Here is a 15140-nt window from a genome sequence, read left to right on the forward strand (position 1 = left end):
TCCGGACATCCGACCGCCTCGTCCCTACGACTGATGCGTTTCGGGGATCAACCTAGTCCAAACGGGTGGTCCGAGTCGTCCCCAGCCCGCTTCCTGGGCGGGTCGGAGTGGTCGGTCGGCGCGGCCGGCCGGGGTGGTCAGCCCGCTTCGGTGCGCAGCACGATCGGGTTGGTGAGCGCCGCCATCGGGCCCCAGGGCAGGTCCGGGCCCATCGAGTTGCCCCTGCCGGGGGTGCCGTCCGCCTTCGGGTGGCGCACCTCGGCCCGGACGTAGGCGGCGAGCGAGGCGGTGGTGCGCCAGATCACGGTGCCGGAGCCGTCGGCGGGCAGCGACTCCTGGTGCATCTGGCCCTCGTCGGTGAGCAGGCGGACCGTCCCGCCGGGCACGCCGGAGACGGTGAGCCGGACGTCGAGCGGGGCGTCGGCCGGGACGGTCAGCTCCTCGCCGATGCCCGCCCGGCGGCCGTGCCCGGTGACGGTGAGGTCCAGCGTGACGGTGGAGGACTCGGCCAGCCAGCTGCGCCCGGCGCGCAGCCCGTCGAGGATCGCGTCCCGGGTGAGGTCCTCGGCCAGGACGACGTTGTGCGGGGAGCCGATGGCCTGCGGCTCGCTGTGCGCGTCGCTGTTGCCCAGGGCGGGCAGCCAGGAGCGGCCCTCGCGCAGGGCGACGGCGAGCCGGCCGTCCCAGGTGTCCACCGCCGACTCGTCGTCGTACGTCCAGGGGCCGTTCCACACCTCGACGCCGTCGGCCTGCTCGTAGCCGAACTTCCACTGGCAGGCGACGTACGGGCAGTACGGGTGTGCGGGCACCACCAGGCCGCCGGACCGGTGGACCTGGCGGACGAAGCGCGGGAACTCCTCGTCGCGGGAGCGGTAGCGCCAGTCGACGAACTGGCCGGGCTCCAGGCCGAGGGCCAGCCAGTGGCCGTTGCGGGTGGTGATCTCCTCGCCCGGCAGGATCAGCAGGTCGGGGCCGGCCAGCGGGCCCCAGACGGCGTGCGAGGAGCTGGTGTTGTGGTCGGTGGAGACGATGAAGTCCAGGCCGGCCGCGCGGGCCCCGGCGGCCACCTCCTCGGGCTTGCGCCGCCCGTCGGAGTGGACGGTGTGCAGGTGGCAGTCGCCCCGGTACCAGGCGCGGCCGCGGCCGCGGGCCCGCTCCGCCGGGTACTGCGGGGTGAACCGCGGCCCGGGGGCGCCGAAGCGGAGGGTGACCTCGACGTGGTACTCCAGGCCCTGCGGGGCGACCTGGTAGGGGCCGAGGACCACGTGCCAGGTGCCGGGGTTGACCGGGCCGGGGAGGTAGCCGGGGGTCGCGGCGGCGCGGGAGAGGCTGAACTCGGTGCGGAAGCCGCCGGACCAGCCGCGGAAGCCGGGGCCGCCGAGGTCGGTGCCGCGCTCGTCGAAGATGCCGATGTCGCAGGAGTTGCCGGGGGTGCCGGCCGGGACGGGCGGCTTGTCGTAGCCGTAGGAGACGGCGATCTCGCGGACGCCCTCGGGGACCTCGACCGGGAGGTAGACGAAGTCGGGGGAGCCGGTGGGCAGGTGGCCGGTGAGGGTGAGGGTGCGGTCGGGGGGTGTGGCGCCTGGGGCGGCGGCGGGGCCGTCGGCGGGGGCGGCGTCCGCCCGGCCGGTGGCGGCGGCGAGGCCGAGCGCGGTGGCGGCGCCGGTGGCGAGGCCGGTGCGGAGCAGGTCGCGGCGGGCGGGCTGCGGAGTCGGCGGGTGGGTCGGCTGGTCGGCTGGTTGGTCGGCGGGTCGGTTCGGGCGCGGGGTGCTGGGCTCGGTCGGCATCGAGGTCTCCGGATCGGGGCGGGCGGGTCGCTCGCGGGCTTACCCGGGCGGGTGAACCGGGGGTGAGTCGTGGCCCACGGCGGTGGGGCGGGTCGGTGAAGAGGCGCCGGGCGGGGGCGGGGGCGAGTTGCGGGGAGTGACGAATGGTCGGTTCATTGTCATGTCATCGGTTTACATGCCATCGGTTTACATGCCATCGGGTTGTATGAGGCATGGCTTGTGCGAGACATGGCGCGGATGGGAGACGGGCGTGTCGGTGAGTCGGCGGGCACTGCTCATGGGGGTGGCCGGAGGAGCGCTGGCGGGGTGCCGGAGCAGGGCGGCGGGCACCGGTCCGGCCTCGGCCTCGGCGCCACCGTCCACCGAACCGTCCGCCGAACCGCTCGCGACGCCGTCCGGCGGGCCCACCGAGGCCCTCGCGCCGACATCCGCGCCGACACCCGCGCCGGAATCGACGCCCGTGCCGGACCCCGCGAAGCAGCCCCCGCACCCGGCGACCCGGGCCGAGGTGGTCGAGCGGTACGGCGCGCTGGCCCCGGCCGAGTGGGGGCTGGACGTGTCCGGGGTGATCACCGAGCTGCCGGAGGGCGAGAGCGCCATGGCGCTCACCTTCGACGCCTGCGGCGGCCCCGGCGGCAGCGGCTACGACGCCGACCTGATCGACGCCCTGCGGGCGCACGGGGTGCCGGCCACGCTCTTCCTGAACGCCCGCTGGATCGACGCCAACCCGGACGAGTTCGAGCAGCTCGCCGCCGACCCGCTGTTCGAGATCGGCAACCACGGCACCGTCCACCGTCCGCTCTCGGTGACCGGCCGCTCCGCCTACGGCATCGCCGGCACGCGCGGCGTCGGCGAGGTGTACGACGAGGTGGCGGGCAACGCCGAGAAGCTCACCGGGCTGCTCGGGCACCCGCCCCGGTTCTTCCGCTCCGGCACCGCGCACTACGACGACGTCGCCACCCGGGTGGTCGCCGACCTGGGCCAGCGGGTGGCCGGCTTCACCGTCAACGGGGACGACGGGGCGACGCTCCGGTCCGCCGAGGTGCGGCGGGAGGTCGCCTCCGCCCCGCCCGGCGCGATCGTGATCGGGCACATGAACCGCCCGGGCGGCGGCACCGCCCCCGGGGTGGCGGCGGCGGTGCCGGGGCTGCTGGCGGCGGGGCGGCGCTTCGTCCGGCTCTCGGACGTGCTGTAGCGGAACGTCCGGAGACGGGGCCCCGGGGCGGTCAGGCGGGGTGAAGGCCGGTCAGGCCAGGCGCAGGCTGCCCGGGTGCTCCTCCTCGATGATCCGGACCAGCCAGTCGAAGACCGTCGGCCCCCTGCCCGCCCGGGCGGCGTCCAGCTGGGCGGTGATCCGCGCGCGGTTGGTCGGGTGGGCGCGCGCCAGCCGCAGCTCCAGCTGCCGGACCGTCTCCGGGTAGCCGAGGTTGCGGCGGGAGACCTCGTGGTGGCGCCACTCGATGACCCAGTCGCCGTCCTCGGGGGTGCCGTAGCCGCCGCGCAGGCAGTCGGCGAAGGCGTCGAGGTTGCGGCCGAAGTAGCCGTCCACGCCGATGGTCCGCCCGACCACGTCCCAGAAGTCCTCCAGGGTCTTGATCTCGTCGCCGTCGATCACATAGGTCACCGTCACGGGGTCGAGGATATGCCGCCCCGGTCGAGGGCCGGTCGGTGACGGCCAGAGGGCCGGTCGGTGACGGCCCGGGGCCTGGTCGCCGGTCAGGGGGCGACGGCGATCGCGGTGGCGAGCAGCCCGTCCCGGACCGCCCAGCGGCCGTCGAAGCCGTCGAGCCGGCGGCCGTTGACCACCGGGCCCGGTACGAGCAGCCGGGCGGTGAAGGTGCCGTCGGGGGAGAGGTCCAGCTCGGCCTCCTCGAAGTCCAGGAAGACCTGCGTCAGCGGGAACCAGGCCTTGTACACCGACTCCTTGGCGCTGAACAGGATGCGGTCCCACGGGACGTCCGGGTGCTCGGCGGCCAGCTTGGCGAGCCGCTGCTGCTCGACCGGCAGCGCGACGGCCTCCTGGACGCCCTCCGGCAGCGGCAGCGCGGGCTCGGCGTCGATGCCGACGGAGGCGAGGGTGCCGGCTCGGGCCACGGCCGCCGCGCGGAAGCCGTCGCAGTGGGTGAGGCTGCCGACCACGCCGTCCGGCCAGCTCGGCGCGCCGCGCAGGCCCGGGACGAGCGGGCGGTACGGGACGCCGAGCCGGGCGAGGGCGGCCCGGGCGCAGTGCCGGACGGTGGTGAACTCGCGGCGCCGCTTGTCGACGGCCCGGGCGACGGCGGGCTCCTCCTCGGGCTCCAGCCGGGCCTCCGGCGGGTCCTCGTAGGCCACCTCGGTCACCACGACGTCCGGCAGCAGGTCCCCGATCATCCGTTCCCCCCTCGGTCGGCCGCGCGGCCGGGCTGCCGCGCGGGACGAGGGTAACCCGGGTGGGGGGATCTTGGCGGGTGATCGGGGATCATGGCCGACCGGCCCGGCCCGACTGGCGCGGACCGGCCGGTCCGCGGCTGGTCCGGGGCCGGTCTGGGCCCGGTCCGGCCCGGCTACTCGAAGGCGGCCGCCGCCTCGCGCAGCGCCCGGGCCACCGTCTCCGGGTCGTACGGCGCGGGCTCGCCGGGCCGGTAGGTGACGGAGTGCAGGGCGCCGGTGTAGCGGAAGGAGCGGTGCCGCTCGTACAGCGGCCAGGAGACCGGGGACTTGCGGTCGATGCCGACGCTGATGCCCTGGAACGGGGCCATGCCGATCAGCTGGTGGACCGGGCCGAGCAGGGCGGGCTCCGCCCCGGCCGCGGCGCCGTCCCCGGTGTCGCCCACCGGCAGGCCGTCCACGAGCAGCCGGAACTCCCATCTGAGGTCGGCGACGGCGGTGACCTCCAGGGTGATCAGCCGGGCGCCGGCCGGCAGCGGGCCTCCGTCGGCCTCCAGCAGGTCGCCGTACTGGTTGTAGGCGAGGCGCAGCCGGCCGTCCTCGACGTAGAGGCTGTAGCCGCCGCCCTGGTCGCCGTGCGAGACCAGGACGCCCTGGTCGCCCGGCCGGTAGCCGTCGAGCGCGGCCTCGACCGTGAAGGAGCGGAAGGCGATCAGCCGGGAGGAGCGGTAGCGTTCCAGTTCGGGGGTGCCGGCCAGCAGGGTGACGGGGCGGCGCAGCCGCTCGGTCTCGGGGCCGCGCAGCGCGAGGGCGCCGCTGCCGTCGGCGAGCGGGAAGACCCCGTCGCGCCAGGCGGCGGCCTCCCAGGCGGCGGACAACTCCTTGACCAGGTCGGGGTGTTCGGCGGCGACGTCGTGGATCTCGGTGGGGTCGGTGCGCAGGTCGTACAGCGCCCACTCGCCGTCGTCGTACGGGGTGCCCGGGCGGTGCAGGGTGACCAGCTTCCAGCCGTCGCGGTAGTAGCTGCGGTTGCCGGTCATCTCGCAGTACTGCTCGTGGTGGGTGCCGGGCGCGGCGCCGTCGCGCAGCACGGAGGTGAAGCCGGTGCCGTCGAGCTCCTGGACGGGGTGGCCCCGGCGCTCCGACGGCCGTTCCACGCCCGCGAGTTCGAGCAGGGTGGGCAGGATGTCGGTGACGTACTGGTATTGGGTGCGGACGCCGGTGTCGCCCTCGGCGCGGGGCAGGCCGGCCGGCCAGGAGAGCACGAAGGGGACGCGGACGCCGCCCGCGTAGGTCTGGCCCTTGTAGAGGCGGAAGGGGGTGTTGGAGGCCATGCCCCAGCCGCGCGGGTAGTGCACCAGGCTCCGCGGGCCGCCGATCAGGTCGATCTCGCGCCGGACGTCCGGGTTCCAGTCCGTCGGCAGGTTCGGGTGGTGGACGAAGCGGCTGAAGTAGCTGCGGGTGCCCTCGGCGCCGCCCTCGCCGGTGCCGCCGTTGTCGCTGGTGAACACGATGATGGTGTTGTCGAGTTCGCCGAGGGCGGCCAGGGTGTCGGTGAGCCGGCCGAGGTTCTGGTCGACGTTGTCGACCATCGCCGCGTACACCTCCATGTAGCGGGCGTACAACGTCTGCTGGACGTCGGTGAGTTCGTCCCAGGGGCCGACCTCGTACCCGGCCTCGGAGTTGCGCTCGGGCAGCTCGGTGCCGGGCGGGAAGTGTCCGGCGGCCAGCTGGCGGGCGAAGCGGGTGCGGCGCAGCTCGTCCCAGCCGCCGTCGTAGCGGCCGCGGTGGCGGGCGAGGTCCTCGGGCTTGGCCTGGAGCGGGCCGTGCACGGCGTTGTGGGCGAGGTAGAGGAAGAAGGGCTTGTCGGCGTCGTGGGCGCGCAGTGAGGTGACCATCTTGACGGCCTGGTCGGTGATGTCGTCGGTGTAGTAGTAGCCGTCGGGGAACTCGTCGATGTCCAGCGGGCTGTTGTCGCGGACGAGTTGGTGCGGGTGGAAGAGGCTGGTCAGGCCCTCCAGGACGCCGTAGTACTGGTCGAAGCCCTTCTGGAGCGGCCAGTTGGCGCGGTCGTCGGCGGCGTTGGAGGCGGAGTCCCGGGTGAGGTGCCACTTGCCGACCGCGTAGGTGGCGTAGCCGGCGTCGTGCAGTAGTTCGGCCAGGGTGGGGATGTCCCCGGCGACCTCCATGCCGTAGCCGGGGAAGCCCGGGTCGGCGTTGGCGACGAAGGAGTAGCCGACCCGGTGCGGGTTGAGGCCGGTGAGCAGGGCCGCCCGGGCGGGGGAGCAGAGCGGCATGGTGTGGTAGTTGGCGAGCCGGACGCCGGTGGCGGCGAGGCGGTCCAGGGTGGGGGTGGGGATCTCGGCGCCGAACGGGCCGATGTCGCTGTAGCCCATGTCGTCGATCAGCACGACGACGATGTTGGGCGCGCCCTCGCGCGGGCGGACCCGCCGCGGCCAGGCGGGGACGGACTCGGCGAAGGTGCGGCCGACGGTGCCGGGGAAGCCCGCGTACGGGTCGCGGCGGTGCGGGTCGGGCTGCGGCGTCGGCCGGAGGTGCGGGTCGGGCGGGGTGCTCATACGGTGCTCCGGGGGTGGCTCGGGCGGGTGGCGGCTCAGCGGGCGCCGGCTCAGCGGCTGGCGGCCGGAGCGGGCTCCAGGCCCGGCACGGCGGCCAACAGCTCGGCGGTGTAGGGGTGTTCGGGCGCGGTGACGACCCGGTCGGCCGGACCGGTCTCGACGATCCGGCCGCGGTGCATCACCGCGATCCGGTGGCTGACCCGGCGGACCACCGCCAGGTCGTGGGCGATGAACAGGACGGCCAGGCCGAGTTCGCGCTGGAGCCGGGCGAGCAGCTCGATCACCTGGGCCTGGACCGAGACGTCCAGCGCGGAGACCGGCTCGTCGCAGACCAGCACGCTCGGCTCGGGCGCCAGGGCCCGGGCGATGCCGATGCGTTGGCGCTGGCCGCCGGAGAAGGCGCGCGGGTGGCGGTCGGCCACGGTCGGGTCCAGCCCGACCTGCTCCAGCAGTTCGGCGACCCGGGCGGCGCGCTGCTCCCGGTCGCCGAGGCGGTGGGCGATCAGCGGTTCGGCGATGATCTGCCCGGCGGTCATCCGGGGGTTGAGCGAGGAGTACGGGTCCTGGAAGACGAGTTGGACCTCGCGGTGCGGCCCGTCGCGCCGTGCCCCGCGGCCGAGTTCCTCGCCGCGGAAGCGGATGCTGCCGCCGGACGGCGGGTGCGCCTGGGCCAGCGCCCGGGCCAGGGTGGACTTGCCGGAGCCGGACTCCCCGACCAGGCCCAGCGTCTCGCCGGGGTGCAGGTCGAGGTCGACGCCGTGCAGCGCGGTGACGGCGCGCCGCCGGGAGCCGTACGTCTTGGTCAGGCCGCGGACGGTGAGCAGCGGCCGGGTGCCCGGGGTGCTGTTGGCGGCCGCCCGGGAGGGCTCCTCCAGGCGCGGAACGGCGGCCAACAGCTCCCGGGTGTACGGGTGTTCGGGCCGGGCGAGGACCTCGGCGGTGGCGCCGCTCTCGACCACCCGGCCGTGCCGCATGACCAGCAGCCGGCGGCAGGTCCGGGCGATCACCCCGAGGTCGTGGCTGATCACCACCAGGGCGGTGCCGGTCTCCCGGTTGATCCGGGTCAGCAGCCGCAGGATCTGCTGCTGGACGGTGGGGTCGAGGGCGGTGGTCGGCTCGTCGGCGACCAGCACCTCGGCGTCGTGGGCGAGTGCGAGGGCGATCATGATGCGCTGGCGCTGGCCGCCGGAGAACCGGTGCGGGTGGTCGCGCAGTCGGCCGGCGGCGTCGGGGATGCCGACCAGGTCGAGCAACTCGGCGGCCCGGGCCCGCCGTTCGGCCTTCCGCAGGGGGCCGCCGTGGGCGCGCAGTGCCTCGTCCAGTTGGCGGCCGACGGTGAGCACGGGGTTGAGCGAGGACATCGGGTCCTGGAAGACCATGGCGATCCGCCGCCCGCGCAGGGCGCGCAGCGCGGTCTCGGGGAGGGTGGCGAGGTCCTGCCCGGCGAGGTGGACCGAGCCGGCGGTGATCCGGCCGCCGGGCGGCAGCATCCGCAGCAGCGCCAGCGCGGTGGTGGACTTGCCGGAGCCGGACTCGCCGACGATGCCCAGGGTGTCGCCCGCTCCGAGGTCGAAGGAGACGCCGTCGACGGCCGTGGTGCCCTGGGGGTCGGAATCGCCGAACCGTACGGTGAGGTCGGTGACGCGGAGCACGGTGGTCATCGGCGGATCCCCCGGTTCAGGGCCTCGGCGATCAGCGTGAAGCCGAGCACCAGCGCGGTGGTGGCGGCCAGCGGGGCGGCCGCGAAGGTCGGGTGGGTGGCCAGGTAGGCGACGGACTGGCTGAGGATGCTGCCCAGGGTGGGCTCCGGCGGGCGGACCCCGAGGCCGAGGAAGCTCATCGCGCCCTCGATGAACACGCCGAGCGAGAGTGCCACGGCGGTCTGCACGATCAGCGGGTCGACGGCGTTGGGCAGTACGTGCCGCAGCAGCACCCGGGCCCGGGAGGCGCCGCCGACCCGGGCCGCCAGGGCGTACTCGCGCTCCCGCTGGACGAGGATGCCGGCCCGCAACTGCCGTCCGTAGCCGGGGATCTCGGCCAGCGCGATGACGATCACCACCGGCCAGCGGCCCGGGCCGAGGACGGCGGTGACGGCCAGGGCGAGGATGAGCCCGGGGAAGGCGAGCAGCAGGTCGAAGGCGCGCTGGACGGCGAGGTCGGACCACCGGGAGGTGGCCGCGAGCAGGGCGGCGGAGCAGCCGAGCAGGGCGCCGACCGGGACGGCGGTGACGATCAGCGCGAGGTCGGTGCCGATGCCGTGCAGCACCCGGCTGTACAGGTCGCGGCCGAGGTCGTCGGTGCCGAAGGGGTGCGCGGCGCCGGGGCCGGCCAGGGCGAGCGCGCTCTGGGCGTTCGGGTCGGTGCCGGTGAGCAGCGGTGCGAGCAGTCCGGCCAGGGCGACGGCGCCGACCAGGACGAGGCCGGTCAGGCCGCGCGGGCTGAGCAGGGCGGCGCGGTAACGGCCGCGCGGTGCTGTGGGCTTGAGGGGAAGGGCGGTGGTGGTCATCGGGTCACTCCCAGCGGATCCGGGGGTCGAGCCAGGTGTAGGCCAGGTCGGTGAGCAGTTGGACGGCCACGTAGACCGCGACCACGAGCAGCAGCAGGTCCTGCACCAGCGGGTAGTCCCGGCGCAGCACGCCCTGCTCGATCAGCTGGCCGAGGCCCGGCCAGGCGAAGATCCGTTCCACCAGGACGGCCCCGGCGACGAGGTGGCCGGTCTGGAGGCCGAGGACGGTGACGGCGGAGGGCAGCGCGTTGGGCAGGGCGTGCCGCCAGACGATCCGCCGTCGGGAGACGCCGAGCGCGGTCGCGGTGCGGACGTAGTCCTCGGCGAGGGCGCGTTCGATGCCGTCCTTGAGGTAGCGGGCCAGCACGGCGGCGCTGGGCAGGGCCAGGCAGAGGGCGGGCATCGCCAGGTACTGCACGGCCAGGTCCGGTTCGGCGAGCAGGGACTCGTGCCCGCCGGCCGGGAGCAGTTCGAAGGAGACGGCGAACAGCAGGACCAGCAGGACGCCGGTGACGAACGGCGGGACCGCCAGCACACCGGTGGTGACCGCCTGGACGGCGGCGGCGACCGGGCCGCGCCTGGTGGTGGCGCCGACCACGCCCAGCGGCAGCGCGATCAGCACCACCAGCAGCAGGGCGCCGAGGGTGAGTTGGACGGTGGCGCCGAGGCCGTTGCCGATCAGGTCGGAGACCTGGCCGCCGATCGCGTAGCTCGGCCCGAGATCGCCGCTCAGCAGGTGGCCGAGCCAGCTGACGTACTGGCCGAACAGCGGTTGGTCGAGCCCGAGTCGACCGCGGATGGCGGCGACGGTGGCGGGGGAGGCGTCCGGCCCGGCGAGCGTGGTGGCCGGGTCGCCGGGGATCAGCCGGAGGATGAGGAAGACCAGGAAGGAGGCGAGGGCGAGGACGAGCAGTCCGCTGGGGAGGCGTTTCAGGAGGAAGGTGCGCATGGGGTTCCGGGCCGTCCTGCTCAGGCCGTGAGGTAGGCGTCGTCGAGGTTGAGGTAGCCGAACTTGTTGAGCGTGACGCCCCGGGCCCGGCGGCCCGCGACCTCGACCAGTCCGGCGATGGCGAGGTCGATCACGAACTCCTCGTCCAGCAGCACGTCGGTGATCTGCTGGTGGAGGGCCCTGGCCTCGGGGCTGTCGCTGTCGCTGCGGTTCCAGGCGCGCTGCACCACGTCGGTGTAGGCGGGGGAGGCGAAGCGGGAGCTGTTCCTGGCCTCGTTGAAGGGGTAGGCGCTCACCGCGAGGGTGGCGGGCTGGAGTTGGGCGAAGCCGTGGCTGAGCGTCCACAGGGCGGGCATGGACTGGGAGATCAGCTGTTTCTGCATGGTCGGCGAGTCGGCGGGCTGGAGCACCGTCTCGATGCCGACCTGCCGGAGGTCGTACTGGAGGATCTGCGCGATGGCCGTCGGCCCGGCCTCGTTGGAGTGGGCGAAGGGCAGGGTGATGTGCTCGGCGCCCGCCTCCCGGAGCAGCGCCCGGGCCCGTTCCGGGTCGTGCCGGTAGTGGGTGGCGCCGGCCTCGGTGTAGGCCGGGGAGGACTTGGGCCAGGGCACCGAGGAGACGGTGCCGTAGCCGCCGAGGGCCTGTTGGACGAGCCGGTCGCGGTCGACGGCCCAGGCGATGGCCTGGCGGACGCGCTTGTCGCGGACGTGCTCGGCGGTGACGTCCACGCCGATGTAGTGGGCGCCGGAGCCGGTGTCGTACTGCCTGATCCGGAACCGCGGGTCCTCGACCAGGGTCGCGGCGTCCTTGCCGCGGACGGTGTAGGAGAGGTGGGTCTGGCCGGTCCTGAGCGAGGACAGCAGCGACTCCGCCTGCGGGATGATCCGGATCTCCACGCCGTCGAGGTGGGGGCGGCCGGGGGTCCAGTACTGCTCGTTGCGGGCGAAGGAGAGCGAGGAGCCGGGCTTGCGCCCGGTGAGGGCGAACGGTCCGGTGCCGATCAGCCGGGTGCCGGCGACGGCGTCCTCGATGCTCTCCCGGTCCGGGACGATCATGAACTCGAAGAGGTCGAAGAGGTTGCTCACCGGGTGGGCGAGCACCAGGGTCAGCTCGAAGTCGCCGTTCCTGCGGAAGTCGGTGACGGCGGCGGCGGTGGACCTCAACTGGGCGGAGCGGGCCGGGTTCTGGAGGTTCCGGACGGCGAAGACGACGTCGTCGGCGGTGAACCGGCGGCCGCTGTGGAACAGCACGTCCTCGCGCAGCTCGAGGGTCACGTTCAGGCCGTCCGGCGAGACCTCCCAGGCGGTGGCGAGCTCGGGCTGCGGCCGGAGCCGGTCGTCGTACCGGGTGAGGGTGTTGAAGGCGAGGCGCTGGACGAGGGTGTTGGCGCTCACGGCGAAGAGCAGGCTCGGGGTGATGTCGATGCCGGTCGCGACGGTCAGCACGCCGCCCCGGCGCGGGGAGTCGGCGTCCACGGCACCGGCCGCGTTCCGGGCGTGCTCGACGGCCGAGCGGCAGCCCGCGAGCGTCAGCAGTCCGGTGCCGGCGAGGCCCGCGCGCAGCAGGGCGCGGCGGCTCGGGGCGGGGGGACGGGGGAGCGCGGTCATGGCGGTCCTTCGGGGGCGGCTGCGGGTGATCGGGGGCGGTTTCGCGGGGTCGGGGGCGGCTGCGGGTGATCGGGGCGGTTTCGCGGGATCGGGGGCGGTTAGGGACGGTGGGCGGCGCGGGGTGCGGTGAGCGCGTGGACCGGCCGGGCGTACAGCTCGCCGAGCACCGGCGCTCCGGCGGCCACGGCGAGCACGTCCCGGCCGCGCGGCTGGGCGATCAGCAGGCCGGCGTCCCGGTGCAGGTGCGAGCGGAGCGCGAACTCGGCCCGGACGACGTCGAGATGGGCCGGGTCGAGGAGGGCGAAGGTCTCGGTCAGCACCACCAGGTCGGGGTTGACCACGTCGGCGAGCAGGGCGAGCGCGCGGCCGACGATCCGGGCCCGGTTGCGGACCAGCCGGCCGGCCGTCGGGTCGCCGCGCCGGACGGCGGCGATCAGCTGGGCCCGGTCCGGTCCGGCGGTGACCCCCTCGGCGGTGGCCGCCGCGAACAGCGCGGTGTCCGAGGCGGCCACCGAGAGACAGCCGAGCCGCCCGCAGTGGCAGCGCTCCCGGCTGTCCGCGTCCGGGTCGGTGACCGTCCCGGAGACCGGGAGGTGGCCGAGGTCGCCGGTGGCCGAGGGCGGGCCCAGGTGGACGGTGCCCGCGACCGCGAGCGCCGCGTCCACCACGTGGCCGACGAACAGCTGGACCATGCTGCGGCGGGCCGCCGGGTGGCCGAAGAGGATCTCCGCCAGGGTGAGCGCCCGGGCGTGGTTGTCCACCTGGACGGGCAGTCCGGTGGCGGCCGTCAGCTGCTCGCGCAGCGGCAGGTCCCGCCACCGCAGCGGATCGTGCCGGACGACCACCCCGGCCGCCGGGTCGACGGAGCCGCCGGTGACGGCGCCGAGGCCGACCACCGTACGGTCGCCGCGCAGGGTGTCGATCAGCCGGGGCAGCCGGGCCAGCAGCGGGCGCAGCAGCTCCGGGCCGGTCCGGCCGCGGTGCGGGACCTCCTTGCGCCGCAGCACCCGGCCGCGCAGGTCGAGCAGCGCGACGGTGGTGAACGGCAGGCCGATGTGCAGCCCGGCCACGGCCAGGCGGTCCGGGTCGAGGTCGAGCGGCAGTTGGGGGCGGCCCAGGGTGCCGGCGCCGGCGGCCGCCAACTCGGGCCGTTCGTGCAGGAGTCCGAGCCGGACCAGGTCCACCGCCTGCCGGGAGACGGCCGAGGCGCTGAGCCCGGTGAGCGCGGCGACCCGGCTGCGGGCGATCGGCCCGTGGTCGAGCACCGTGCGCAGGACGGCGGAGGCGTTGGCGTCCCGGCGGTCGTCGCCGGCGCGCGGGGCGGTGGACGTGGTCATCGGCGCGGATCTTCTGCCGTGGTCCCTCGCGGCCCCGGTCAGTTGGCCGCTTCGAGCTCCTCGGCGGGCACCAGGCCCGGCACCCGCGGCGGGTCGGCGGGCTCCAGCAGCCGGCTCGGGGTGCCGTCCACGCCGACCGGCAGGTCGCCGTCCAGGGTGATCCGGCGCACCAGGCGCGGCTCGTCGCCGTAGTCGGCGACCGCGTAGTGCTGGGTGGCGCGGTTGTCCCAGATCGCCACGTCGCCGACCTGCCAGTCCCAGCGGACGGTGTTCTCCAGGCGCTCCACGTAGCGCTGGAAGAGGTCGATCAGGGCCTTGCTGTCGTCGCCCGAGACGCCCTGGACGCGCTGGGCGAAGGCGCCCAGCAGCAGGGTCCTCTCACCGGTCACCGGGTGGACCCGGACCACCGGGTGCTCGGTCCTGAAGGCGGTGGAGACGAACACGTCCCGGAACAGCCTGGCGACCTCGGCGTTGTCCGCCAGCTCGGGGCGCAGGGCGAGCCGGGCGGCGTAGTCGTAGTCGTTGGTGTGGACGGCGCGCAGGCTCTCGGCGAGCTTCTTCAGCGGGGCGGGCAGGTCCCGGTAGGCGGCCGCGGTGTTGGCCCAGACGGTGCTGCCGCCGGCCGGCGGGACCTCCAGGGAGCGCAGGATCGAGGCCTTGGGGTAGGACGGGACGAAGGTGACGTCGGTGTGCCAGTTGTTGGCGCGCACGCCCTTGGTGGCGTCCAGCTCGAAGATGTAGCGGCCGTCCGCGCTGGGCACGGTGGGGTGGCCGACCGGCTGCCCGAGCAGCCGGGCGAAGGCCTCCTGCCCGGCGTCGTCCAGGTGCTGCTGGCCGCGGAAGAAGAGCACCTTGTGCTCGTACAGGGCGGCCTCCAGGGCGGCGACGGTCCCGGCGGGGAGGTCGCCGCCGAGGCGTATGCCGTGCACGAGCGCGCCGATCCGGCCGGCGACGGGGGTGAGGCGGAGCGCGGTCGGGGCGGTGGCGTCGGCGGTGGTCGGTTCGGCGGGGGAGGCGGGGGAGGCGGGGGCGGTGGTCATGGCGGGGCCCTTTCGGGACGGGTGTGGCGACGGCGGATACGGCTACGCAGCGTGACGAATGGCGGGTGCGCGGAGCGGCGTCAGGCGGCGGTGGGCGTACGGCTCCGCACGGCGGGCAGTGGGCGTACGGGGGCGTGACGGTCCGCTTCGGCGGACGTCAGCGGGCGAGGGCGCCGCGACAACAGCGGCGCGGGCAGCGGCGGGGGACGGGGCGGACGACGGTGGCCATCGGCCCTCCTTCCTGGTCGCTGCGGATGGGCTCGGGCCTCATCGTGCTGAACCGCCCGGGCCCCTGTCAATCGTCATCTTGGCTGGTGGGAAAGGGCGTTGCCGCTTCGTTGCGGCGGCTTGCGGCCGCTTGCCGGGTGTTGCGGCGGATGACGGGGGGATGGCGGGCGCGCTGCGGGCGGGCGTTCGGGCTTGTGGCCCGGGGGCGGGGTTACTAATTTTCGGAGCGGAAGTAATCCGGGCCGGCGCGGGCGGTTCCCGCCTCGGGGCCGACGCCTGCCCGGATACCGGTGCGGCTGTGACGTTCGGTGACGGCGGTGCGGTCGTTACTGCCCGAGCAGACGGGCGAAGTCCAGCCCGAGACTGGCGAGGACGGGCAGGGCGCCGAGGTCGGTCACGCCGGCGACCGGGATGCTGTAGCCCTGGTTCACCTCGCGCGGCGCGGCGCCGGCGGTGACGGGGGCGGTGGTCGGGAGCAGGACGCTGCCGAGGAGCAGGGCGACGAGCGAGGTGCGCATCTGAGGGGGCCTCCGGGGGCTCGGGTGACGGCCTGTCAACACCCTCCGTGGCAGGGCGGTCACGCATCTTCGCCCCTTCGGCCGCATTGGTAAAGATTCTTGCCTTGTGTTCATGCCAACATCGCGGAGGTCTGGACCACCTTGCGGTCAGGCGCATACGTTTCCTCCACAAAGGCGTTCGGTCGGTGAACTTCCGTACGAATGTGCCGACTTCTGCCTGTC

At 74.8% G+C, this 15140-nt stretch carries 12 protein-coding genes; 1 reads left to right on the plus strand and 11 read right to left on the minus strand.

Translation table 11 applies throughout. From position 1 onward, the window contains the following. Nucleotides 1–137: 137 nt before the first annotated feature. Nucleotides 138–1787: a CehA/McbA family metallohydrolase gene (locus AMK13_RS32445; RefSeq protein WP_107418913.1), complete on the minus strand. Its 1650-nt coding sequence runs from the start codon at nucleotides 1785–1787 to the stop codon at nucleotides 138–140. A gap of 460 nt (nucleotides 1788–2247) precedes the next feature. On the opposite strand from AMK13_RS32445, the gene AMK13_RS32450 reads away from it, so the two are divergent. Then, entirely contained in the window at nucleotides 2248–2982 is a 735-nt protein-coding gene (locus AMK13_RS32450; RefSeq protein ID WP_241853128.1) for a polysaccharide deacetylase family protein, read from the plus strand. A gap of 51 nt (nucleotides 2983–3033) precedes the next feature. Here AMK13_RS32450 and AMK13_RS32455 read toward each other — a convergent pair whose 3' ends face one another. The 10 genes from AMK13_RS32455 to AMK13_RS32500 all read right to left on the minus strand — a co-directional run bounded on the left by AMK13_RS32455 (nucleotide 3034) and on the right by AMK13_RS32500 (nucleotide 14918). Then, on the minus strand, nucleotides 3034–3417 hold the full coding sequence (locus tag AMK13_RS32455; RefSeq protein WP_074005240.1) for a barstar family protein: 384 nt from the start codon (nucleotides 3415–3417) through the stop codon (nucleotides 3034–3036). Between the two features lie 86 nt (nucleotides 3418–3503). Then, the gene (locus AMK13_RS32460) at nucleotides 3504–4157 is read right to left on the minus strand and encodes a 4'-phosphopantetheinyl transferase family protein (RefSeq protein ID WP_074005241.1); all 654 of its coding nucleotides are present in this window, start codon (nucleotides 4155–4157) and stop codon (nucleotides 3504–3506) included. A 173-nt stretch (nucleotides 4158–4330) separates the two neighbouring features. Beyond that, nucleotides 4331–6733, minus strand: coding sequence for an arylsulfatase (locus tag AMK13_RS32465; protein ID WP_074005242.1), 2403 nt, complete (start codon nucleotides 6731–6733; stop codon nucleotides 4331–4333). A gap of 50 nt (nucleotides 6734–6783) precedes the next feature. After that, nucleotides 6784–8394 (minus strand): dipeptide ABC transporter ATP-binding protein, encoded by a 1611-nt coding sequence (locus AMK13_RS32470; RefSeq protein WP_074005243.1) that lies wholly within the window; start codon nucleotides 8392–8394, stop codon nucleotides 6784–6786. After that, the gene (locus AMK13_RS32475) at nucleotides 8391–9239 is read right to left on the minus strand and encodes an ABC transporter permease (protein ID WP_074005244.1); all 849 of its coding nucleotides are present in this window, start codon (nucleotides 9237–9239) and stop codon (nucleotides 8391–8393) included. The genes AMK13_RS32470 and AMK13_RS32475 overlap by 4 nt, the downstream gene beginning before the upstream one ends. 4 nt (nucleotides 9240–9243) lie before the next feature. Continuing rightward, nucleotides 9244–10188, minus strand: a complete 945-nt coding sequence (locus AMK13_RS32480) for an ABC transporter permease (protein WP_049655646.1) — start codon at nucleotides 10186–10188, stop codon at nucleotides 9244–9246. A 20-nt stretch (nucleotides 10189–10208) separates the two neighbouring features. Then, nucleotides 10209–11795 (minus strand): ABC transporter substrate-binding protein, encoded by a 1587-nt coding sequence (locus AMK13_RS32485; RefSeq protein WP_074005245.1) that lies wholly within the window; start codon nucleotides 11793–11795, stop codon nucleotides 10209–10211. Nucleotides 11796–11893: 98 nt separating this feature from the next. Then, the gene (locus AMK13_RS32490) at nucleotides 11894–13132 is read right to left on the minus strand and encodes an ROK family protein (protein WP_074005246.1); all 1239 of its coding nucleotides are present in this window, start codon (nucleotides 13130–13132) and stop codon (nucleotides 11894–11896) included. 38 nt (nucleotides 13133–13170) lie between these two features. Next, nucleotides 13171–14172 (minus strand): TauD/TfdA dioxygenase family protein, encoded by a 1002-nt coding sequence (locus AMK13_RS32495; RefSeq protein ID WP_074005247.1) that lies wholly within the window; start codon nucleotides 14170–14172, stop codon nucleotides 13171–13173. Between the two features lie 554 nt (nucleotides 14173–14726). Next, nucleotides 14727–14918 (minus strand): hypothetical protein, encoded by a 192-nt coding sequence (locus AMK13_RS32500; RefSeq protein WP_049656983.1) that lies wholly within the window; start codon nucleotides 14916–14918, stop codon nucleotides 14727–14729. Nucleotides 14919–15140: the final 222 nt, after the last annotated feature.

This window comes from Streptomyces sp. CB02056 (assembly GCF_001905545.1).
Lineage (GTDB): Bacteria > Actinomycetota > Actinomycetes > Streptomycetales > Streptomycetaceae > Kitasatospora.